Here is a 22,299-nt window from a genome sequence, read left to right as displayed (position 1 = left end):
TGCACCCGCGCAACGGTGCGCGAGGGGGCGGCTCACGCCCCGGCGCCCCTCTCGGCGGTTTCAGGAACCTTTCAGGCCCGCAGCACTTGATATACCTGCGCATTCAGCTATGAAAGGCATAGCAAAAGGCAGAAGGTTCAGCGCCCGACGGCTTTTTCCAGCTCGGCCTTGTTCATCTTCGAGCGGCCGGCGATGCCCTCCTTGCGCGCTTCTTCATACAACTGCTCGCGTGTGCGGCCCTGCGCGCCGCTGTGCGAGCGCTGCCCGCCGCGCACCGGCGCCGGCGTGTCGCGCACGGTCTTGGGGTTGGGGTCTTTGGCCTCGCCGTGCTGGGCGCGCTCTTTGTTCACAGTGCGCGCCGCGATCGACTCCGCCGTCTTGGTGCTGCGCCCCTGCTCCTTCAGGCTGTCCTTGATGTGCTCGTATTGGCGTTCGCGCTTGGCGCTCCAGGCGGCTTTGGGCATGGCGGACCTTTCGGGTGACGATGGTCCAGCGATCTGAACCGCCCGCGCAGCGCCGGCCTGTCGGCCAGGAGGTCCGCCGGGCGTAGGACGCCCCGCGCCTTGCGACGTGGCGGGCTTGCGACCCGGCGGGCTTGCGAGCGGTCGTTTGCGCTGCCGTTCCCGGCTGCGGCAACGGCCCGGCTGCCCCAGGCGTGCCCCTAGGGTTTCACCCAGGCCCTGGCAAAAGCCGTTCGACTACGATCAAAACGTTATCCAAGCTAATCATTTGGCTGTGAAGACGGATTGCAGCCTTTCGCCCCACCAGGTCTTGCCATGTCCCAAGCTCCCAGTCCCACGGCCTACGCCCACCTCCAGGTGCGCCACGAGGGTGCCGTCACCTGTCTCACCCTGAACCGGCCGCACAAGCGCAACGCCCTCAGCCTGCAGGTCATCGCCGAGCTGCGCCACGCCATCGAGCACCTGCCGGAATCGACCGGCGCGGTGGTGCTGGACGGTGCGGGCGAGCACTTCTGCGCCGGGCTCGACCTCAGCGAGCTGGCCGACACCTCGCCCGCCGAGGGCCTGATGGTGTCGCGCAGCTGGTACGAGGCGTTCGAGCGCATCCAGTTCGGCCGCTGCCCCGTGGTGTGCGTGATGCACGGCGCGGTGATCGGCGGGGGGCTGGAGCTGGCCTCCGTCGCCCATGTGCGGGTGGCAGAGCAGGGCGCCTACTTCGGCCTGCCGGAGGGCCAGCGCGGCATCTTCCTGGGCGGCGGGGGCTCGGTGCGGGTTTCCAAGCTGATCGGCGCGTCGCGCGTGGCCGAGATGATGTTGACGGGACACGTCTACACGGCGGACGAAGGCCTGGCGATCGGCCTGGCCCACCATGTGGTCGCGCCCGGCGAGGGCCGCCGCAAGGGCCTGGAGCTGGCGGCCCGCATCGCCAGCAATGCGCCGCTCTCGAACTTCGCCATCATGCATGCGCTGCCGCTGATCGCCGAGCAGCCCATGTCGCACGGCCTCATGACCGAAGGCCTGATGGCCGCCGTCACCCAGTCCGACGCCGAAGCCAAGGCCCGCATGCAGGCCTTCCTGCAAAAGCGCGCCGGCAAGGTCACCCCCGAAGCCCACCAAGGAGTCCGCTGATGGACGCGCAAGTGACGTTGACCGATGACCTGCAACCCCTGGTGGCGCCGCGCTCGGTGGCCATCATCGGCCTCTCGACCAAGCCCGGCTCGGCCGGCATGGTGGTGCTGCAGAACCTGATGACCGCCGGCTATGGCGGCGGCCTGCACCTGGTGGGGCGCAGCGGCGGCGTGGTCGAGGGCCGGCCCGTGCGGACCTCGGTGGCCGAACTGCCCGAGGGCGTGGACCTGGCCATCCTGCTGCTGCCGTCCGACGTGGTGCTGGACACGGTGAAGGCCTGCGTGGCGCGCGGCGTGCGCGCGGGCGTGTGCTTCGCCTCCGGCTTTGCCGAGATGGGCGATGAAGGCCGCGCCCGGCAGCAGGAGATCGCCGACACCGCCCGGGCCGGCGGCATGCGCCTCTTGGGGCCCAACACCATCGGCTTCTTCAACAACGTCGACGGCTTCCACGTCTCGATGGTCAAGCTCACGCTGCCGCCCCGCCTGCGGCCGGAGGACGGCCCGGCCGTGGCCGTGGTGGCGCAAAGCGGCGGCATCGGCGTGCACGTGTCGGCCGCGCTGCAGTCGCGCGGCGTGCCCGTTTCCTATGTGCTGGCGACCGGCAACGAGGCGCAGATCGGCCTGGCCGAGGTGCTGCGCTTCCTGGCGCGCGATCCGGCCACCTCCACGGCGGTGATCTATGCCGAACAGATCCGCTCGGTGCCTGCCGTGCTGCAGGCGCTGGCCGACATGCGCGCCGCCGGCAAGCGCGTGGTGCTGCTGCACCCCGGCCGCAGCGAACTCGCGCAGCAGGCCACCAGCTCGCACACCGGGGCTTTGGCCGGCAACCACGCCGCCATGCGGCTGGCGGTGGAGCGAGCCGGCGTGCTGGTGGTGGACAGCCTGGAAGAGGCCAGCGACCTGGGCGAGCTGATGCTGCGCTTCCCGGTGCCGCCCGTGGGCGGGCTGGGCCTGATCACCGCGTCCGGGGCGCTGTGCGGCATCGCGCTCGACTACCTGGAGCCGCTGGAACTGGCCATGCCGCCCATGTCGCCCGCGCAGGTGGAGTCGCTGCGCGAGCAGCTGCCGGTCTACACGCCGCCGCGCAATCCGCTGGACCTGGGCACGCTGGTCGATCCCCGCCCCGACCTGATCGGCCTGGGCGTGATCGCGCAGCAGGAGGACCCGGCCATCGGCAGCCTGCTGGTGTCGCTGCCCATGCCGTCGCCGCAGCTCGCGTCCGTGTGGCTCGACTCCTTCCTGCAGGGGATGCAGGGGCGCAGCAAGCCGGCCATCTTCGTGATGCAGAACGAGGGCGTGCCGCTGCCCGCCGAGGTGCAGCAGATGGCCGTGCGCTCCGGCACCGTGCTGATGCGCTCGCCCGAACGCGCCCTGCGCGCGCTGGCCCGCTTCGCCCGGCACGGCCGGCTGCAGGCGGAATGGCAGGCCAAGTCCGATGCGGCCGCAGCGCCGGCGCTGGCGGGCTTGCCCGCACTGCCGTCCGGCACGCTGCCGGAATGGCAGGGCAAGGAGCTGCTGCGGGCCGCGGGCCTGGCCACGCCGGCCGGCGCGCTGGCCACCACGCCGGGTGATGCCGTGGCCGTGGCGGCCCGCATCGGCTACCCGGTGGTCATCAAGGCCCAGGCCGGGCGCCTGGCCCACAAGACCGAGGCCGGCGGCGTGCTGCTGAACCTGGCCGACGAAGCCGCGCTGCGCGCCGGCTGGCAGCAGCTGCTGGACAACATCCGCCGCCACGACGCCAGCCTGGTGCTGGACGGCGTGCTGGTCGAGGCCATGGGCGAGCGCGGCGTGGAGCTGGTGATCGGCGCGGTGCGCGATCCGCAGTGGGGCCCGGTCGTCATGGCGGGCCTGGGCGGCATCTGGGTCGAGGCGCTGGGCGACGTGCAGCTGATGTGCGCCGACCTGCCGCTGCCCGCCATCGTCTCGCGGCTGCTTGCGCTGAAAGGCGCCAAGCTGCTGCAGGGCTTTCGCGGCGCGCCGCCGGTCGATCTGCAGGCCGTGGCGCAGGCCGTGGCCACGGTGGGTGCGCTGATGACGGCGCGGCCCGACATCACCGAGATCGACATCAACCCGCTGGTGGCCTATGGCGAGGGGCGGGGCGTGCTGGCGCTCGATGCGCTGGTCGTGGTGCGCTGATATCGGCCGAAGACAAAAGCCAGGCCAAGGACATGGACAGCACGCCGTTTCTCGATGCGGTGGTGGCCATCGACATGCACACGCATGCGACGCGCTCCACCCGCAATCCGCCCGACGAGGTGGCCATCGCCATCGATGCGGCGATGGACGCGTATTTCAAGCAGACGCTGCCGCGCCCGACCATCGACGAGACGGCGGCCTACTACCGCGAGCGCCGCATGCTCGCGGTGATCTTCCCGGTCGATACCGAACGCGAGACCGGCCAGGCGCGCATCACCAACGAAGAGGTGGCCGAAGACGCCGCCCGCCACCCCGATGTGCTGATTCCCTTCGCCAGCATCGACCCGCTGCGCGGCAAGATGGGCGCGCGCGAGGTGCGGCGCCTGGTGCAGCACCACGGCGTGCGCGGCTTCAAGTTCCACCCCTCGGCCCAGGGCTTCTACCCGAACGACCGCGCGGCCTATGCGGTCTATGAAGCCATCGCCGAAGCCGGCCTGCCCGCCATCTTCCACAGCGGCCAGACCGGCGTGGGCGCGGGCCTGCCGGGCGGCGGCGGCATCCGCCTGAAGTATTCCGACCCGATGTTCCTCGACGACGTGGCGGGGGACTTTCCGGTCATGCCCATCGTGATCGCGCATCCGTCCTTCCCCTGGCAGGACGACGCCCTGGCCGTGGCCACGCACAAGCCCAACGTCCATATCGACCTCTCGGGCTGGTCGCCGCGATACTTTCCGCCGCAGCTGGTGCAATACGCCAACACGCTGCTCAAGCACAAGGTACTGTTCGGCTCCGACTTTCCGGTCATCACGCCGGACCGCTGGCTCCAGGACTTCGAGGCGCTCGACATCCGCCCCGAGGTGCGCCCGCTGATCCTCAAGCGCAACGCCATTCGGCTGCTCGGCCTGGACCGCGACCCGGTGCTGGGCCGGTACCAGCGCCTGAAGCCGCCGGCGGCGGCGGGCTGCTGCTGAAAGACGGTCTGCACGCGATGATGACCAATGCTGATGCCCGGCCGACGGTGGTGCTGCTGCCCGGCCTGCTGTGCGACGACGCCGTGTGGGCGGACCAGCAGGCCGCGCTGCACGCGCTGCACCCGCTGTGCGACGTCCGGGTGGGCGACTACGGCCGGCTCGATCGCATCGACGCCATGGCCCGCCACATGCTGCAGTCCGTCGCCGCGCCGCGCTTGCTGCTGGCAGGGCATTCCATGGGCGGCCGGGTGGCGCTCGAGATGGCGCGGCAGGCGCCCGGGCGCGTGGCCGGGCTGGCGCTGCTGGACACCGGCACCGCCGCCCGTCCCGCTGGCCCTGCCGGCGAGCAGGAGCGGCAGGGCCGCCACGCCCTGCTGGCGCTGGCCCGGGCCGAGGGCATGGCCGCCATGGCTCGGCGCTGGGCCGCGCCCATGGTCCATCCCGATGTGGTCGGCACGCCGCTCTTCGAGCGCATCGTGGCCATGGTCGCCCGCAGCGACCCGGAGCGCTTCGCCGCGCAGATCGAGGCGCTGCTGCACCGGCCCGACGCGCAGCCCGTGCTGCAGGGCCTGCGCTGCCCCGTGCTGCTGGTGTGCGGCCGGCAGGACCTGTGGAGCCCGCCCGCACGGCACGAAGCCATGCACGCCGCGGTGCCGGGCTCCGCGCTGTGCCTGGTCGACGCCTGCGGCCACATGAGCCCGATGGAGCAGCCCGGCGCAGTGTCGGCGGCCATGGCCCGCTGGGTGCACGCCTGTGAGCACGGGCGCTGAACCACCGGGCCCACCCCGGCCGGTGCCGTCGGCCGAACGGCGGCCGGGCGCTGGCAGGGCCGGGCGATGGGAGGCCGCCGCCCCCCTTCGCCGGCTGGGCGCAGAGTTGCGCTGCCGCGATCTGGTGCTGCGCTCCGCCGCCTGCGTGGATGCGGGCGATGCCGCCGGCCTGGCGGCGCTGTTCACGGCCGATGCCACGCTGGCCCGCCCGGACGGGACCGTGCTGCACGGCCGCTCCGCCATCGCGGATGCCTACGCCCGCAGGCCGGCGGGCCGCATCACCCGGCATCTGGTGTGCGGCACCCTGTTCGACACCCTCGGCGAAGACCAGGCCGAGGCGACCAGCCAGGTGCTGCTGTGGACGGCCGATGCGGACCAGCCACCGGGCCCGCACGGTCGGCCGGCCCACCCCCTGCAGCGGCTGGGCCATTTCAGCGACCGCTTCGCGCGCACGGCCGCCGGCTGGCGGATCGGTCACCGCCAGGCAGGCTTCGATCTGTTCGCCACCTGAGCCCGTGGCGCAGCCGGAGGGGCTGGCCGGTGGACTGGCTGGAGGGCGCCCTGGGTGCCCGCGCAGCCCGGCCTGCGAGCGATCGGGCGGTTTCGCACATTCCACGCATCAAGCCCGGAATAGGGTGCGGCAGGGGGCCGGGACACTATGATTGTTACCTCGGATAAGGAGATTGCATGGACCGAAACACGGGTGCGGAGCCGGCGGCGCCGGCCAAGCGCGCCAGGCCGAAGGCCCGCAAGGCGGTGCCCTCGCACGATTTTCAGAGCGACGCCCTGGGCTACAAGCTGCGCCTGGCGCAGGTGCGCGCCTTCGACCTGTTCTTCGAGATGCTGGCGCCGCTGGAACTGTCGCCCGCCCGCGTCACGGCGCTTTCGCTCATCGCCATGAACACCGGCACCAACCAGGCCGCCCTGGCCAAGGAGCTGGGCGTGGCCGGCCCCAGCGTGCTCAAGCTGGTGGATGCGCTGGAAGGCGCCGACTGGATCCGCCGCGTCGAGGTCGAGGGCGACCGCCGCCGCTATTCGCTGGAGATCACCGAGCAGGGCCAGGCGCGGCTCGCCACGCTGAGCGAGCGGCTGGCCGAATACGAAGTGCGGCTCTCCGCAGGCCTGTCCGACGCGGAGCGCGAAACCCTGATGGACCTGCTGGACCGCGTGGCCCGGTGAGCCTGCGGGGCCCGCCCTGGCGGGCCGGTGCCGGGTTGCGGGCGGCTCAGAGGGCAATCACCAGCCGCGCGCCGAGCGCGCGCGAGCAGCAGGGCAGGAACTGATCGTTGGCCGCCTGCTCTTGCGGGGTCAGGTACTGGTCGCGGTGGTCGGGCGTGCCGCTCACCACCCGCGTGAGGCAGGTGCCGCAGACTCCCTGTTCGCACGACGTGTAGAGCGGCAGGCCCGCAGCCTGCAGCGCCTGGGCGGCGGTGCAACCCACCGGCACCGGCACGATCTGCCCGGTGCCTGCCACCTCGATGTCGAACGCCGTGTCGCCACCGGCTGCGCTCGCCGGCGGCGCCGCGCCGAACAGTTCGCGGTGCAGGCGGGATGCCGCCCATTGGCGCTCGGCGGCTGCGGCGAAGGCCGCGTCCATGAAGCCGGCCGGGCCGCAGACGTAGAGCTCGGTGCCTTCGGGCTGCGCCTCCAGCAGGGCGCCCAGGTCCAGCGGGCCGTGCTCTTCGGCCACGTGCAGTTGCGCACGGCCGGCCAGCGGCGCGGTGGCCAGCACGTCGGTGAAGGCCATGCGCGCACGGCTGCGGCCGGCATAGCGCAGGTGGAAGGGGCGCCCTTCGCGGGCCAGCTGGCGCGCCATGCTCAGCACCGGCGTGATGCCGATGCCGCCCGCCAGCAGCAGCTTGTGCACGGGCGTGGGCTGCAGCGCGAAGTGGTTGCGCGGCGCGCTGGCGCTCAGCGTCTGGCCGACCTGCAGCGCATCGTGCACGGCGGCCGAGCCACCCCGCGATGCGGCTTCGCGCAGCACGCCCAGCACGTAGCGGTGCGTCTCCGCCGGGTCGTTGCTCAGCGAATAGGGGCGCACCAGGCCGCCCGGCAGGTGCAGGTCCAGGTGCGAGCCGGCGGTGAAGGCCGGCAGCGCCTGGCCGGGCAGCGGCTCCAGCGTCAGCTCCACGATGCCCTCCGCCGCAGGGCGCTTTGCTGCCACGCGCAGTTGCAGCAGGCCGGCAGCGGCGCTCATGCGGCGGCCCCGGCCGCTGCAGGCGCTGTGGCGGTGGCGGGGCGGGCTGCGGCTTCCGCCGCCAGCATCCGCTCGATCACCTTGCGCGACTGCACGCCGCCGCTGTCGATGTTGAGCATCAGCAGCTTGCGGTCGGGGTAGGCCAGCAGGTTGGCCTGCTGGCGCTCCAGCATTTCCTGGTCTTCGGCAAAGATGCGGCCCTGGCCCTCGCGGATCTGCGCCGTGAGGCTCTCGTCCTGCGGCTTGAAGCGCCGCGCCATGCCCCAGAAGTAGTGGATCGAGGTGTCCGTCTCGGGGGTGATGAAGTCCACCACCCAGCTGGCCGCCTTGCAGTCGTCGGGCGCGCCATGCCCGCCCCGGCCCTGCAGCGCCACGCCGACTTCGATCATCACGTGGCTGGGGGGCGTGAAGTGGCAGATCTGCCAGCGGTCCACCGGCTGGTCGTCGGGCAGGCCATTCATGCGCAGCGCCATCTTCCAGAAGGGCGGCGCCTCGATGCCCTCCATGTGCCGCTGGGTGACGACGTGGTCGCCCTCCACCTTCGTCTGGCAGGGCACCTCGTCGATCTCCTTCTGGCCGATGCTGCTGGCGTGCACATAGGTCTCGTGCGTCAGGTCCATCAGGTTGTCGATCATCAGCTGGTAGCCGCAGGCGATGCGGTAGAGACCGCCGCCGTAGCCGAACGCCGGGTTGCCCAGCCATTCGAAGCGCGGCAGCAGGCCCGGGTCGGCCAGGGCCTGGTCGCCGGGCCAGACCCAGACGAAGCCGTGCGCCTCGTGCACGGCGAAGCTGCGCACCGACGGGAAGCCGCGCACCCGCTGGCAGGGCATCGACACGGGCTTGCCGTCGCAGCCCATCGCCAGGCCGTGATAGCCGCAGACCAGGGTGTCGCCTTCCACGCGGCTCAGCGAGAGGGGGGCGCCCCGGTGCGGGCAGAAGTCCTCCACCGCGGCGACGGTGCCCTGGCCGTTGCGAAAAAAGGCCATGGGCACGTTGCAGATGCGCCGGCCCAGCGGGCGGTCGTTCGGAATCTCCTCGCTGCGGGCAGCGACGTACCAGGTGTTGACGGGGAACATGGGGCGTCTCCTTCGGGGGCAGTTTTCGTGCGGTCGTCGTGGGCTCAGCGCGGCGCCATGCGCAGCGCGCCGTCCAGGCGGATCACCTCGCCATTGAGGTGGCCGTTGCCGGCGATGTGCAGCGCCAGGGCGGCGAACTCTTCCGGATGGCCCAGGCGCTTGGGAAAGGGGATGGAGTCGGCCAGCGATTGCTGCACCGCCTCCGGCAGCTCCTTCAGGAGCGGCGTGGCGAAGATGCCGGGCGCGATGGTGCACACGCGGATGCCCCACTGCGCCAGGTCGCGCGCCAGCGGCAGCGTCATGCCGGCCACGCCGGCCTTCGAGGCCGCATAGGCATCCTGCCCCACCTGGCCGTCGAACGCGGCGACCGACGCGGTGTTCACGATCACGCCGCGCGCGCCGTCTTCCAGCGGCTCCAGCCGGGCGGCGCGGGCTGCCATCAGGCGCACCATGTTGTAGGTGCCCACCAGGTTGACGCGCACCGTGCGCTCGAAGTCGGCCAGTGGCGCGGGCGCGCCGTCGCGCTGGATCACCCGCTTGGCGCCGCCGATGCCGGCGATGTTCATCAGGATGCGCGCCTCGCCGTGGGCAGCGGCAGCGGCCCCGATGGCGGCGCTGGCCGAAGCCTCGTCGCCGATGTCGCACTGCAGCGCCAGCGCCTGCCCGCCCTGGGCGCGGATGTCGGCCGCCACGCGCTCTGCGCCGGCCAGGTGGATGTCCAGCAGCGCCACCCGGGCGCCGGCCGCGGCCAGCGCGCGGGCCACGGCTTCGCCCAGGCCCGAGCCCGCGCCGGTGACCAGGGCGGCCTGGTCGTCGAAGTTCGTCTTCATGTGCGTCGTCTCCTTGTGCGTTCTTTCGTTCGGTCGTTCGGTCGTTCGGTGGGGCGTGCGTTCGTGCGTTCGCTCGGCGAGCGGGTCAGGCGGCCTTGACCACCTTGGCGGCGCGGCCCTGCAGGAAATCCGCCAGCCGCTGCTTGGCGGCGTCGTCGCCCTGGGCGATGGCCGCCATGAGCGACTCGACGAACAGGCCGTCGGACTGGGCCATGTCGGCGATGCGCGGCAGTGCCTGCACGATGGCGTAGTTGGACAGCGGCGCGTTGGTGGCGATGCGCTGCGCCAGCGCCACGGCCTTGGCGAGCGATTCGCCCTCCGGCACCACGTACTGCGCCAGGCCACGCTCGCGGCCCTCCTCGGCGTCCAGCACGCGGCCGGTGAGCATCATGTCGCTCATGCAGGCCACGCCCACCAGGCGCGGAATGCGGGCCGAGCCGCCGCCGCCCACGAAGATGCCGCGCTGGCCTTCGGGCAGGCCGAAATAGGTGCTGCTGTCGGCCACGCGGATATGGGAGGCCGCGGCCAGCTCCAGCCCGCCGCCCACCACTGCGCCGTGCAGCGCCGTCACCACCGGCATGCGGTAGTACTGCAGCGCGTCCATCACGGCATGCCAGCCGCGCGAGTGGTGGATGCCCTCGGCCACGGTGCGCTCGGACAGGTCGGACAAGTCGAGCCCGGCGCAGAAGTGCTGCCCTTCGCCGCTGATGACCAGCGCCTGCGCCGAGGACGGCAGGTGGATGAGGGCGGTGTGCAGTTGCTGCATCAGCGCCTCGTTGATGGCGTTGCGCTTGGCGGGCCGGTTCAGCCGGATGTGCGCGACCGCGCCGCTGAAGGCGACCTGCAGTTCGCTTAACTGGGCGAGCAGGCCGTCGGCCGGGGTGAAATGGGGAAGGGTCATGGCGCGTGTCGGGTTCAGTGAAAGGGGGGAAGAAAGTGACGCGGTTCAGCGGGCGCCCAAGGCCGCCCGCAGGCCGCCCCATTGCGCGCGGAAGAGTCCGGCATCCATCGTGCGCAGCTCACGGATCAGCGGGCGGAAACCCATGTGCGCGAGCACGTCGCGCTCCAGGTCGATGCCCGGGGCGATCTCGGTCAGCTCCAAGCCTTCGGGGCGCAGGCGCAGCACGGCGCGTTCGGTGATGAAGCTCACCTCCTGCTGGCGCAGCGCGGCGTCGCGGCCGTTGAAGGTGAGTTGCTCGACCTGTTCGACGAACTTGCGCGAGCGGCCCTCCAGCACGATGGCCAGGCGCCCGTCCGCCACCTGCAGCTGCAGGCCGCCGGCCGTGAATGTGCCGCAGAACACCAGGCGCGGCGTGGATCGGGTGATGTTGATGAATCCGCCGCAGCCCACGGGCCGGCCGTTGAACTTGCTCACGTTTACGTTGCCGGCGGCATCGGTCTGCGCCAGGCCCAGGAAGCTGCAGGCCAGGCCGCCGCCGTCGTAGAAATCGAACTGGGACGACTGCTCGATGATGGATTCGGCGTTGTAGGCCAGGCCGAAGTCGCCGCCATAGGCCGGCACGCCGCCGTTGGCGCCGCACTCCACCGAGAGGCTCAGCAGGTGGGCCGCACCTTCCTCGGCGGCCACGGCCGGAATGCCGGCCGGAATGCCCACGCCCAGGTTGGTGAGGGCGCCGGGCTGCAGTTCCAGCGCGGCCCGGCGCGCGATCACCTTGCGCTCGTCCAGCGGCAGCGAGGGCACCGAATGCATGGGCAGGCGCACGTCGCCCGCCAGCGCGGGGTTGAACGCGGTGGTGATGGTCTGTAGGTGGTTGCGTGGGTCGGCCACCACCACGTAGTCCACCAGAAAGCCCGGCACCTTGACCGACTTGGGGTGCAGGCTGCCGGCCTGCACCACGGCCTCGACCTGGGCGATGACGATGCCGCCCGAGGCGCGCGCGGCCTGGGCGATGGAGAGCTGCTCCAGCAAGAGCCCTTCCTTGTCCAGGCTCAGGTTGCCGTTCTCGTCGGCATAGGTGGCGCGGATCAGCGCCACGTCGATGCGCGGGCAGGGGTAGTAGAGGCATTCCTTGCCGCCGAATTCGACCAGCTTCACCAGGTCTTCGCTGCAGGCGCGGTTGAGCTTGCCGCCTTCGATGCGCGGATCGACGAAGGTACCCAGGCCCACCTGGGTGAGCAGGCCCGGCGTGCGCGCCGCGATGTGCCGCGTCAGGTGCGAGAGCGAGCCCTGCGGGAAGTTGTAGGCCTCCACCTCGCCGGCATGCACCAGCCCCATCATGCGCGGCCCCGTCTGGCCGAAGTGGCCTGCCACCACACGCTTGACCATGCCCGGGTGCGCCAGGTGCGCCATGCCGCCGTCGCCCCCATTGCCGATGGCGCCGCAGGCCCAGGTGGTCAGCTGCCGGGGGTGGCCGGTAGCGAGGAAGTGGCGCTCCAGCCCCTGCAGCACGTCTTCGGCCAGGCCCGTCATGGCGATGCCGCCCAGGAAGATGGTGGCGCCGTCGCCGATGAGCGGGCCGACCTGGTCGGAGGTGATGACTTTCATGCTTCGATCTTTCTCTTCGGGGTCCAAAGGGCAGTCGCTGTCGGCTGGGGCCTTCGCACTGCCGCGTTCTCTTTCGTCCGATGGCCGCGGAGCAGGCCAAGCCAGCGGACGCCGTGGAACTGGCTTTGCCAGGCCACCGGCGGCGTCCCCCCCGGGGGGAAGGCGCCGCAGGCGACTCAGGGGGGATTCACAAGCCCGTGTTTTCGATCAGCAGGGCCATGCCCTGGCCGCCGCCCACGCAGGCGGAAACGACGGCCCAGCGGCCGCCGCGCCGGCGCAGCTCGTGCGCGGCGGTGAGGGTCAGGCGCAGGCCGGTGGCGGCCAGCGGGTGGCCCATGGCGATGGAGCCGCCGTTCACGTTCAGCCGGTCCATGTCCAGCTGCAGTTCGCGGGCGCAGGCCAGCACCTGGGCGCCCTGGGCTTCGTTGATCTCGACCAGGTCGATGTCCGACAGTTGCAGGCCGCAGCGGTCCAGCAGCGCGCGGATCGCCGGCGCCGGGCCAATGCCCATGATCTCGGGCGGCACGCCGGCGGCAGCCGCGCCGGCCAGCCGCGCCAGGGGCTGCAGGCCTTCGGCGCGCAGCCGCGTGCCGGAGGTGACCACGGCGGCCGCGCCGCCATCGACCAGCGCGGCGGAATTGCCGGCGGTCTGCACGCCGCCCCCATAGACCGGGCGCAGCGTGGCCAGCACGTCGACCGGGGAAGGGCGCACGTGGGTGTCGCGCGCCTGCACGCCGGCCTTGCGCGGCAGGCGAATGCCGCGGGCCTCGTAGCCCTCCAGCTCGAAGCGCGCGTCCTGCACCGGGGCGATCTCCCCATCGAACAGGCCAGCCGCCTGCGCGGCCACGGCGCGCTCGAACGAGCGGGCGGCATAGGCGTCCACCTCGGCGCGGGTGATGCCGTACTGGACGGCCAGGTTCTCGGCGGTCTGGATCATGGACACGCGGGCCGCCGGGTCGTCCAGCGCCTCCCACAAGAAGTCCTTGAACTCCACCGGCGCACCCAGGCGGAAGCCGCTGCGGTGGGTGTAGGCGCAGATGGGGTTGCGGCTCATCGATTCGGCGGCCACGGCCAGCACCGTGTCGGCATAGCCCAGCGCGATCTGGTCGGCCGCCTGGCGCAGCACTTCGAACCCGCTGCCGCAGATGCGCTGCACGCCGATGGCGGGCGCCTGCAGGGGCACGCCGGCATACAGGCCCACATGGCGCGGCAGCACGAAGGCGTCGAAGTCGGCCTGCGCCATGGATGCCACCACGGTGGAGCCCACCGTGTCCGCCGCGATGCCGCTGCGCGCGAGCGCGGCGCGCGCCGCATGGATGCCCAGGTCGGTCGGCGACACCAGGGCCAGCGGGCCGCAGTAGTCCACCCAGGGGGTGCGGGCGCCCGAGAGCAGCCAGGTGTCGTCGATGCGGCGCGAGAAGGGGGTGAAGGTCATGGGCGGGCCGTGCGCCAGCCGATGGCTTCGGCGGGCGAATTGATTTTTTAGATATCAGTTAGTCTAGCTAACGATATGGAAAAAACAACGCCGCCAGCGGATTCGCTTGCTGGGGTTTACCCGGTCAGGCGGGCCGCAGGAGTGCGACCGGGCGAGGCCGGTGCTGGTGTGCGGCTCGCCTGCCGCTGGGTGGGGGAGGCGAGGGCCGCGCCCCGCGCCCAGGCCGGAGTGCGGGAGCGACGACCGGCTCCTGCGCTGGAGGCCGGTCGCCTTTCAAGAGTCAAATCAGGGTATTGCGCCCGTGGATGCTGGGTTTGTAGCTATAGAAAATATAGCAATCACATGCCCAGGGAACGCAGCAGCGCGTCGGTGTCGCTGTCTCCTCCCGGGGCTGCGGCCGGGCGGGCGCCCGGCGCGGCGGCGGTCTGGCCCTGGGCGGCGATGAGCGCGTCCGGGTCGGGGGTGTCCTGCGGCTCGAAGTCGACGACCTTCACGAATTCGGTTCGGTCGATGGCCAGTTCCAGATAGAAGATGTGGTTGCTGGCGGTGTAGAAGGTCACCCGGCGTGCCTCCGGCTTGTCGAGGTTGGCGTCCACGCTCAGCACCACCTGCTGGTTCAGCACCAGCATCTTGGGCTGGTTCTGGGTGATGTGGGTCTGCAGCTCGCGGCGCACCTTGCCGGTGAAGTCGCCCACGACCTGGTTCATCAGCTCGCCCATCACGTTGGAGACTTCGTCCGAGGTGTAGGACGCCGCCAGATCGGCCTGCGACATGCCCATGCTCAGCAGGTAGCTCTGGTAGATCTCCATCGCCGCCTCTTTCGAGAAGTTGATGATGACCAGGCCGGAGAAGCCGCCGTCGAACAGCACGAAGCAGCCGATGTCGGGCTTCAGGCAGGTCTTGCTGATGCGCTGCACCATGCCCGAATAATGGAACGGCTTCTGCGTGGCGACGCTCAGCACGCGCGTGACGGAGTTGCACAGGCTGACCAGGATGTCTTCGGTGCCGTACACGACGGTGTCTTCGTTGGATTGCATGGGGTCGCAGCGTAGGTGGGGCAGGGGAACCAGGGAAGGAGGGCGGCGAACAAGCCGCCGGGCGCCCAACGCCAGTGCGCTCACCCGGCCATCCTGGGCCTGTCGGAGGGCACGTCTGCTACGTACCCTGGCTTCGACAGGCTCAGCCCGAACGGACTTCGACTCACTGGCTGGCATGGGCCGGGCGCCCGGTCGCGGGCAGCCTGCCGCAGTGTATCGCCGGGCGGCGCGCCCGGCACGCCCGCCGGCGCAGTTTCGGCGCGGCGGCGGCCAGGCAGGGGCGGCGCCGCGAGGCCTCCCGCAGCCCGGCGGCCCTGCGTTCTCAGTGCGGCGAGATGCGGCGTGCGTACACCGCCAGCACGATGCGTTCGGAATGCACCAGGTATTCGCCGAGCGTGGCGGCGGCCTCGGGCAGCTTGCCGGCCTCGAACAGCTCGACGATCTTCAGGTTCATGTCCACATACGGCGCGTGCAGGAACTCGGGGTCGTTGAGCAGGCCGAAGGCCAGGCGCAGTTCGGCCAGCAGGTGCGAGAACATGACATTCAGCCGCTCGCTGTCGGCCAGCTCCACCACGGCCATGTGGAACTCCATGTTGGCCGTGCCCACGCCCTGCCAGTCGCCCGCGTCGCGGCAGCGCAGCGCGGTGTCCACCGCCGCGCGCAGGTGTTTCTTCGCCGGGTGGCGCGGATAGGCCTGGGCCAGCGCCTGGCATTCGATCAGCCGGCGCACGCGGTAGATGTCGATGATCGAGGCGATGCTCGGCGCCGCCACCGACACGCCGCGGTTGGGCTCGTGCGTCAGCAGCCCCTCCTTGGTCAGCGTGCGGAACACCTCCCGCAGGGTGTTGCGCGAAATCTCCAGGCTCTCGGCCAGGGCTGCTTCGGACAGGCGCTGGCCGGGGGCGATTTCGCCGTTCACGATCTTGCGGCGGATCTGTTCGCTCACGCGGTCGGTCAGGGTCTGGGCAGGTGGTTCGGTCATGGAAGGCAGGGGCGAAGAGCGAAGGCGGCAGGGCGTGCCGGCCGGTGGGCCGCCCGCCCGCCGCGCCGAAAAGCCATGCAGGGGCGTGCGCTGGCTTTGCAGCTGTGGGTCAGGGCGTACCGCACGGGCAGCCAGTGTATCGGCGGGGCGACGGCGCCCGCCCGCCGGGCAGGGCATCCGCACAGGCTTGGTGCGCCGCGGGCACCCTCCCATGCGGGTATTCCCCATCAACGATCAATTATTTGTTGTTCAACAATCCACCGAGTTAGTCAGGCAATCAATTGGCTATTGATGAGCTGCTGGCCCGGGAATTGCTCGGTGCCTCAGGTCTCCCCCTTCAAGAAACGGACACGCACCATGTGGATCAAGGAAACCAGCAAGGAAGAGCGCAAGACGCTCTTCGCCGCCTTCGTGGGCTATGGCGTCGATGCGTTCGACTACATGATCTACACGTTCATGATCCCGACCTTCATCCTGGTCTGGGGCATGACCAAGGCCGAGGCGGGCTACATCGCCACCGGCGCGCTCATCAGCTCGGCCTTCGGCGGCTGGCTGGCCGGCATCCTGGCGGACCGCTACGGCCGCGTTCGCATCCTGCAGCTGACGGTGCTGTGGTTCAGCTTCTTCACCTTCCTGAGCGGCTTCACCCAGTCGCCCGAGCAGCTCTTCGTCACCCGCATGCTGCAGGGCATCGGCTTCGGCGGCGAATGGTCGGTGGGCTCGGTGCTGATCGCGGAGATGATCCGCGCCCGCCACCGGGGCAAGGCCGTGGGCCTGGTGCAGAGCAGCTGGGCGGTGGGCTGGGGCCTGTCGGCCATCGCCTTCTGGGCGGTGTATGCGCTCTTCGATCAGCAATACGCCTGGCGCGTGCTGTTCTGGCTGGGCGCGCTGCCTGCGCTCTTCATCCTCTACATCCGCCGCAACATCAGCGAGCCGGCCGTGTACCGCGAAACCAAGGCCGAACTCGCCCGCACCGGCCAGAGCGCCAGCTTCTGGCTGATCTTCAAGCCGGGCATTCTGCGCACCACGGTGTTCGCCAGCCTGCTGGCCACCGGCATGCAGGGCGCCTACTACGCCGTGACCACCTGGCTGCCCACCTATCTGAAGATGGAGCGCAATCTCTCGGTACTGGGCACCAGCGGCTACCTGATGGTACTGATCGTCGGCTCGTTCGCCGGCTACCTGACCAGCGCCTGGCTGTCCGACCGCCTGGGCCGGCGCCGCTGCTTCATCCTGTTCGCGGTCTGTGCCGGCGTGCTGGTCACCTGCTACACGCAGCTGCCCATCACCGACGCGGCCATGATGGTGCTGGGCTTCCCGCTGGGCTTTTTCCTCTCGGGCATCTTCTCGGGCATGGGTGCCTACCTGTCGGAGCTGTTTCCCAGCCACATCCGCGGATCGGGCCAGGGCTTCTGCTACAACTTCGGCCGCGCCGTGGGCTCGGTGTTTCCCGCCCTGATCGGCCACATGAGTGCCAGCATGTCGCTCGGCGTTGCCATCGGCTACATGGCGGCTGGCGCCTACCTGATCGTCATCGTCGCCTGCCTCATGCTTCCCGAAACCCAGGGGCGCGAGCTCACGGCCAGCGCGGGCGACTGACCGGCCCCTCCTGGTTCCCCTTCATCAGCACCTTTTTTTTCACATGCATATCGATCTGAACAGCGACCTGGGCGAAAGCCTGGGCGCATGGAGCATGGGTGACGACACCGCCATGCTCGGCATCGTCACCAGCGCCAACGTGGCCTGCGGCTTCCATGCGGGCGATGCGGCGGGCATTCTGGCCACGCTGCGCGCCGCCCAGGCGCGCGGCGTGGCGGTGGGCGCGCACGTCGCCTACCCCGACCTGGCCGGCTTCGGCCGCCGCAACATGGACGTGGCGAGCGCCGACCTGGTGGCCGACGTCATCTACCAGATCGGCGCGCTGCAGGGCCTGGCCAAGGCCGCGGGCACGCGCGTCACCTACGTCAAGCCGCACGGCGCGCTCTACAACACCATCGCGCACGACCAGCGCCAGGCGCGCGACGTGATCGCCGCCATCCGCGCCATCGACCCGTCGCTGGCGCTGGTGGTGCTGGCCGGCTCGCCGCTGGAAGGCTGGGCCGAAGAGGCCGGCCTGCGCGTGGTGGCCGAAGCCTTCGCCGACCGGGCCTACACGCCGCAGGGCACGCTGGTGTCGCGGCGCGAGCCCGGCGCCGTGCTGCACGACGCCGATGCGGTCGCGCGCCGCATGCTGCAGCTGGTGCGCGAAGGCACGGTGCAGGCCATCGACGGCAGCACCACCCGCGTGCGCGCCGACTCCATCTGCGTGCACGGCGACAGCCCCGGCGCCGTGGCCATGGCGCGTGCGGTGCGCGAGGCGCTGGAGCGCGAAGGCGTCACGCTGCGCGCCTTTGCCTGACAACGATGACGCCCAGCAAAGGCCGCAGATGACATCGCCCCTCGAAACCGCCCGCAAGGCTGCCATCCAGGCCGCGCGCGCAGCCCGCGCCCGTTATCGCGCCGGCCTGGTGGAGCCCACCGCCGGCCGCGCCCCGGGCATGACGCAGGCCAACATGATCGCCCTGCCGCGCGAATGGGCCTGGGACTTCCTGCTCTACGCCCAGCGCAATCCCAAGCCCTGCCCGGTGCTCGACGTCATCGAGGCCGGCCACCACGCCACCGTGCTGGCCGAAGGGGCCGATCTGCGCACCGACATTCCGCTCTACCGCGTCTGGCGCAACGGCCGGCTGGCCGAGGAAGTGGCCGACGCCACCGCCCTCTGGGCCGGGCATCCGGACTTGGTCACCTTCCTGATCGGCTGCAGCTTCACCTTCGAAACGCCCTTGCAGGAGGCCGGCATCGAGGTGCGCCACATCGCCCAGGGCTGCAACGTGCCCATGTACCGCACGCAGCGCCAGTGCCGCCCGGCCGGGCGCCTGCACGGCGAGCTGGTGGTGTCGATGCGCCCCATCCCGGCAGGCCGCGTGGCCGACGCGGTTTCCATCTCGGGCCGTTTTCCGTCGGTGCACGGCGCGCCGGTGCATGTGGGCGACCCGGCGGCGCTGGGCATCGCCGACCTGGCGCGGCCCGACTTCGGCGACCCGGTGGAGATCCGCCCCGGCGAGGTGCCCGTGTTCTGGGCCTGCGGCGTCACGCCCCAGGCGGCGGTGATGGCATCGAGCGTGCCCTTCGCCGTCACGCATGCGCCGGGCCATATGTTCATCACCGACGTGCCCGACAGCACGTACCACGTTTGATCTGACGGAGTCCCGATTGCGCTTCCTCCCCGTCAACCTGAATGCCCTGCTCGTCGAGCTGGACGACCTGGACCAGACGCTGGCGCTGCTGGCATCGCTGCGGCGCGACCCCATCGCCGGCATCGAGGAGCTGGTGCCCGCCGCGCGCACGCTGCTCGTGCAGTTCCGCCCGAGCGCGCAGCGTTTCGCCACGCTGGTCGAGGCCATCGCGCAGCGCGACGTGAGCGCGGCCGCCGAGCGCAGCGACACGCTGGTCGAGATCCCCGTGCAGTACGACGGCGAGGACCTGGCCGAGGTGGCGCAGCTGCTGGGCATCACGCCCGAAGAGGTCGTGCGCCGCCATACGGGCAGCGACTACACCGTGGCCTTCACCGGCTTCGCGCCCGGCTTCGGCTACCTCGTCGGGGGGCATCCCAGCCTGAACGTGCCCCGCCGCGCCACGCCGCGCACACGCATCCCGGCAGGCTCGGTGGCGCTGGCCGGCACCTTCAGCGGCGTCTACCCGCAGGCCAGCCCCGGCGGCTGGCAGATCATCGGCACCACGCCGTTGGCGATGTGGGACATCGACCGCGAACCGCCCGCGCTGCTGCAGCCGGGCTTTCGGGTGCGTTTCGTCGATGTTGCTACTAAAAACATAGCAATAGACCCAGGCAGATCAAGCGCCGGAGGCAGAAAAGGCTTGAATTTGCCGATGGCCCGGCCCCACCCGGAAGGCCCGGCGTTGCAGGTGTTGTCGCCCGGCCTGCAGACACTGTTCCAGGACCTGGGCCGCCCGGGCCAGGCGGGGCAGGGCGTGTCGGCCTCCGGCGCCATGGACCGGGCCGCCTGCCGCGCTGCCAACCGTCTGGCCGGCAATGCGGCGGGCGACGCCTGCCTGGAGACGGTGAACGGCGGCCTGCGCCTGCAAAGCCGTGGCGACACGGTGGTGGCCGTGACCGGTGCGGACGGCCCGCTCACCCTGACCAGTGCAGCGGGCCGCAGCTGGCCGGTGCCGCGCTGGCAGCCGCTCGCGCTGGCCGACGGCGACGTGCTGGCCTTGGGCGAGCCGGTGGCCGGCACGCGCAGCTACATCGCTGCGCGCGGCGGCTTTGCCGTGCAGCCGGTGCTGGGCAGCTGCGCCACCGACACCCTGGCCCGCGTCGGCCCGCCGGCGGTCGCGCCCGGCGACGTGGTGGCCGTGCGCCCGGCGCCGCGCGGCGCCGTCGTCGGCCCGGCCGAATCGCAGCCCGGCGACCTGCCCACCCTGCAGGCCGACGTGGTGCTGGACGTGGTGCCCGGCCCCCGCACCGACTGGTTCACGCCCGAGGCCGTGGACCTGCTGGCCCGCCAGCGCTGGCAGGTCACGCCGCAGTCCAACCGCGTCGGCATTCGCCTGGCGGGCGAGACGCCGCTGGCCCGTGCCGTCGCGGGCGAACTGCCCAGCGAGGGCACCGCCACCGGCGCCATCCAGGTGCCCCCCAGCGGGCAGCCGGTGCTGTTCCTGGCCGACCACCCGCTGACGGGCGGCTACCCCGTCATCGGCTGCGTCGCCCCGCATCACCTGGATCGCGCGGGACAGATTCCGGTGGGCGCATGGGTGCGCTTCCACCCCCTTCGAGCGTTTGAACCCGTCGAGGCGGCGTCATGAACAAGGCCCCGTCAGCCGGCCGCGGCGAAAACGTCTGCGAAGCGGGCGTTCCTGCACCGCGCCTCCCCATCGTCCGCCAGTGCCAGAGAGTTGATCCGATGAAGAAAATCCTGATAGCCAATCGCGGAGAGATCGCCGTCCGCATCGCCCGCGCCTGCGCCGACTACGGCGTCGGCTCCGTCGCCGTCTATGCCGACGCCGACATCGACGCCCTGCATGTGCGCATGGCCGACGAGGCCTGGGGCCTGGGCGGCGACCGGCCGGCCGACACCTACCTGCACATCGACAAGCTGCTGGATGCGGCCCGCAAGAGCGGTGCCGACGCCGTGCACCCCGGCTACGGCTTCCTGTCCGAGAACGCGGGCTTCGCGCGGGCGGTGATCGGCGCGGGCCTGACCTGGATCGGCCCGCCGCCCGAGGCCATCGAGCGCCTGGGCGACAAGGTCGAGGCGCGCCGGCTGGCGCTGCAGGTGGGGGCGCCGCTCGTGCAGGGCACGGCCGGCCCGGTGCAGGACGTCTCCGAGGTGCTCGCCTTCGCCGAGCAGCACGGCCTGCCGATCATCATCAAGGCGGCTTTCGGCGGCGGCGGGCGCGGCATGAAGATCGCGTGGCGCATGGACGAAGTGGAAGACCTCTACGCCTCCGCCGTGCGCGAGGCGACGGCCGCCTTCGGCCGCGGCGAGTGCTTCGTGGAACAGTTCCTGGACCGCCCCCGCCACATCGAGGCCCAGGTGCTCGCCGACGCGCACGGCAACGTGGTGGTGCTGGGCACGCGCGACTGCTCCCTGCAGCGCCGCAACCAGAAGCTGGTGGAAGAGGCGCCCGCGCCCTTCCTCACGCCCCAGCAGCGCGAGCGCATCCACACCGCCGCGCGCGACATCTGCGCCGCCGCCGGCTACACCAGCGCTGGCACCGTGGAATTCCTGCTCTCGGGCACGGGCGCGATCTCGTTCCTGGAAGTGAACACGCGCCTGCAGGTGGAGCACCCCGTCACCGAGCAGACGACCGGCATCGACCTCGTCGTGGAGCAGTTCCGCATCGCCGAGGGCCTGCCGCTGGGCATCACGCAGACGCCCGAGCCACTGGGCCACGCGATCGAGTTCCGCATCAACGCGGAAGACGTGGGCCGGGGTTTTCTGCCCACACCGGGCGGCGTGACCGAATTCGATCCGCCCTCGGGCCCCGGCGTGCGGCTGGACACCGGCGTGCAGGCCGGCTCCATCGTGCCGGGTACGTTCGATTCGCTCATGGCCAAGCTCATCGTGTCGGGTGCCACGCGCGAGCAGGCCATCGCCCGGGCGCGCCGCGCGCTGCGCGAGTTCCGCTTCGGCGGCGTGGCCTCGGTGCTGCCTTTCCACCGTGCGGTGATGGAGCATGACGACTTCACCAACGGCGAAACCCTGCGCGTGCACACCCGCTGGATCGAGACCGATTTCGCCGCGCCCCTGGCCGCCGCCGCGCGCGCCGAGCCGCCCGCGGATACCTCGCTCGTGCGCACGGCCATCGAGATCGACGGCCGCCGCGTGGCCCTGGGGCTGCCGGCGCTGCTGCTGCAGGGCCTGCAGGCCGGGCCGGGCGCGCAGCCTGCCGGCGCCCGCGCGCAGTCCGCTGATGCCGGGAGCGCGGCGCAGGAGGGCACGGTGCCCGCGCCCGTCGCCGGCACGGTGCAGGTCTGGAAGGTGGCGGAGGGCGACATCGTGGCCGAGGGCGACCTGGTCGCCGTCATGGAGGCGATGAAGATGGAAATGCAGGTGACGGCCCCGCGCGCCGGGCGCATCCAGGGGCTGGTTCCGGCAGGGAGTTACCAAGCTGCGGGAGCCTGCCTGGCGATCGTTGCCCTGACCTGAGGGGCGCCCGGCGCCCATTACCGTGGATGTACGGCAGACGGGGTTTCAGCCGCCGTTCGCC

20 protein-coding genes are annotated in these 22,299 nt (G+C 71.3%); 11 read left to right on the top strand and 9 right to left on the bottom strand.

Annotation, left to right across the window (positions count from 1 at the left end):
* Positions 1–137: 137 nt before the first annotated feature.
* Positions 138–464, bottom strand: a complete 327-nt coding sequence (locus ASF94_RS12125) for a hypothetical protein (protein ID WP_056666409.1) — start codon at positions 462–464, stop codon at positions 138–140.
* A 312-nt stretch (positions 465–776) separates the two neighbouring features.
* On the opposite strand from ASF94_RS12125, the gene ASF94_RS12120 reads away from it, so the two are divergent.
* The 6 genes from ASF94_RS12120 (at position 777) to ASF94_RS12095 (ending at position 6,644) form a co-directional block, all read left to right on the top strand.
* Positions 777–1,589 carry a crotonase/enoyl-CoA hydratase family protein gene (locus ASF94_RS12120; RefSeq protein ID WP_082493216.1) on the top strand — a complete coding sequence of 271 codons (813 nt, stop codon included), beginning with the start codon at positions 777–779 and terminating at the stop codon, positions 1,587–1,589.
* On the top strand, positions 1,589–3,724 hold the full coding sequence (locus ASF94_RS12115; protein ID WP_056666406.1) for an acetate--CoA ligase family protein: 2,136 nt from the start codon (positions 1,589–1,591) through the stop codon (positions 3,722–3,724). The genes ASF94_RS12120 and ASF94_RS12115 overlap by 1 nt, the downstream gene beginning before the upstream one ends.
* A gap of 32 nt (positions 3,725–3,756) precedes the next feature.
* Positions 3,757–4,695, top strand: a complete 939-nt coding sequence (locus ASF94_RS12110) for an amidohydrolase family protein (protein ID WP_056666403.1) — start codon at positions 3,757–3,759, stop codon at positions 4,693–4,695.
* Positions 4,696–4,712: 17 nt separating this feature from the next.
* On the top strand, positions 4,713–5,465 hold the full coding sequence (locus ASF94_RS12105; protein WP_235505345.1) for an alpha/beta fold hydrolase: 753 nt from the start codon (positions 4,713–4,715) through the stop codon (positions 5,463–5,465).
* A gap of 94 nt (positions 5,466–5,559) precedes the next feature.
* Entirely contained in the window at positions 5,560–5,976 is a 417-nt protein-coding gene (locus ASF94_RS12100) for a nuclear transport factor 2 family protein (RefSeq protein WP_056667212.1), read from the top strand.
* A 176-nt stretch (positions 5,977–6,152) separates the two neighbouring features.
* Positions 6,153–6,644 carry a MarR family winged helix-turn-helix transcriptional regulator gene (locus ASF94_RS12095; RefSeq protein WP_056666400.1) on the top strand — a complete coding sequence of 164 codons (492 nt, stop codon included), beginning with the start codon at positions 6,153–6,155 and terminating at the stop codon, positions 6,642–6,644.
* Between the two features lie 46 nt (positions 6,645–6,690).
* Here ASF94_RS12095 and ASF94_RS12090 read toward each other — a convergent pair whose 3' ends face one another.
* From ASF94_RS12090 to ASF94_RS12055, 8 genes are all read right to left on the bottom strand, one after another.
* A complete protein-coding gene (locus tag ASF94_RS12090; protein ID WP_056666397.1) occupies positions 6,691–7,662 on the bottom strand; it encodes a PDR/VanB family oxidoreductase in 972 nt (323 codons plus the stop codon).
* Positions 7,659–8,738 (bottom strand): aromatic ring-hydroxylating dioxygenase subunit alpha, encoded by a 1,080-nt coding sequence (locus ASF94_RS12085; RefSeq protein ID WP_056666394.1) that lies wholly within the window; start codon positions 8,736–8,738, stop codon positions 7,659–7,661. Before ASF94_RS12085 ends, ASF94_RS12090 begins: the two co-directional genes overlap by 4 nt.
* 44 nt (positions 8,739–8,782) lie before the next feature.
* Positions 8,783–9,568, bottom strand: coding sequence for an SDR family NAD(P)-dependent oxidoreductase (locus ASF94_RS12080; RefSeq protein WP_056666391.1), 786 nt, complete (start codon positions 9,566–9,568; stop codon positions 8,783–8,785).
* Between the two features lie 85 nt (positions 9,569–9,653).
* Entirely contained in the window at positions 9,654–10,469 is an 816-nt protein-coding gene (locus ASF94_RS12075; RefSeq protein WP_082493213.1) for a crotonase/enoyl-CoA hydratase family protein, read from the bottom strand.
* A 45-nt stretch (positions 10,470–10,514) separates the two neighbouring features.
* A complete protein-coding gene (locus ASF94_RS12070) occupies positions 10,515–12,074 on the bottom strand; it encodes an acyl CoA:acetate/3-ketoacid CoA transferase (RefSeq protein WP_056666388.1) in 1,560 nt (519 codons plus the stop codon).
* Positions 12,075–12,261: 187 nt separating this feature from the next.
* Entirely contained in the window at positions 12,262–13,509 is a 1,248-nt protein-coding gene (locus tag ASF94_RS12065; RefSeq protein ID WP_056666385.1) for a thiolase family protein, read from the bottom strand.
* A gap of 338 nt (positions 13,510–13,847) precedes the next feature.
* Positions 13,848–14,546, bottom strand: a complete 699-nt coding sequence (locus ASF94_RS12060; protein WP_056666382.1) for a DUF3334 family protein — start codon at positions 14,544–14,546, stop codon at positions 13,848–13,850.
* Positions 14,547–14,868: 322 nt separating this feature from the next.
* Positions 14,869–15,528, bottom strand: a complete 660-nt coding sequence (locus tag ASF94_RS12055) for a GntR family transcriptional regulator (RefSeq protein WP_056666380.1) — start codon at positions 15,526–15,528, stop codon at positions 14,869–14,871.
* Positions 15,529–15,885: 357 nt separating this feature from the next.
* Here ASF94_RS12055 and ASF94_RS12050 point away from each other — a divergent pair, with 357 nt between their 5' ends.
* The 5 genes from ASF94_RS12050 to ASF94_RS12030 all read left to right on the top strand — a co-directional run bounded on the left by ASF94_RS12050 (position 15,886) and on the right by ASF94_RS12030 (position 22,238).
* Positions 15,886–17,127, top strand: coding sequence for an MFS transporter (locus ASF94_RS12050; RefSeq protein WP_056666376.1), 1,242 nt, complete (start codon positions 15,886–15,888; stop codon positions 17,125–17,127).
* Positions 17,128–17,170: 43 nt separating this feature from the next.
* Positions 17,171–17,926, top strand: coding sequence for a LamB/YcsF family protein (locus ASF94_RS12045; protein ID WP_056666373.1), 756 nt, complete (start codon positions 17,171–17,173; stop codon positions 17,924–17,926).
* A gap of 28 nt (positions 17,927–17,954) precedes the next feature.
* Positions 17,955–18,764: a putative hydro-lyase gene (locus tag ASF94_RS12040; protein ID WP_056666371.1), complete on the top strand. Its 810-nt coding sequence runs from the start codon at positions 17,955–17,957 to the stop codon at positions 18,762–18,764.
* Positions 18,765–18,780: 16 nt separating this feature from the next.
* The gene (pxpB, locus tag ASF94_RS12035; protein WP_056666366.1) at positions 18,781–20,391 is read left to right on the top strand and encodes a 5-oxoprolinase subunit PxpB; all 1,611 of its coding nucleotides are present in this window, start codon (positions 18,781–18,783) and stop codon (positions 20,389–20,391) included.
* Positions 20,392–20,489: 98 nt separating this feature from the next.
* Positions 20,490–22,238, top strand: coding sequence for a biotin carboxylase N-terminal domain-containing protein (locus ASF94_RS12030; RefSeq protein ID WP_056666364.1), 1,749 nt, complete (start codon positions 20,490–20,492; stop codon positions 22,236–22,238).
* Positions 22,239–22,299: the final 61 nt, after the last annotated feature.

The sequence above is a fragment of the Acidovorax sp. Leaf160 genome (assembly GCF_001424265.1).
In the GTDB taxonomy this organism is placed as follows: Bacteria; Pseudomonadota; Gammaproteobacteria; order Burkholderiales; family Burkholderiaceae_C; genus Paracidovorax.
Note: the sequence above shows the minus strand (reverse complement) of the source record. Positions and strands in the feature narration are given on the sequence as shown.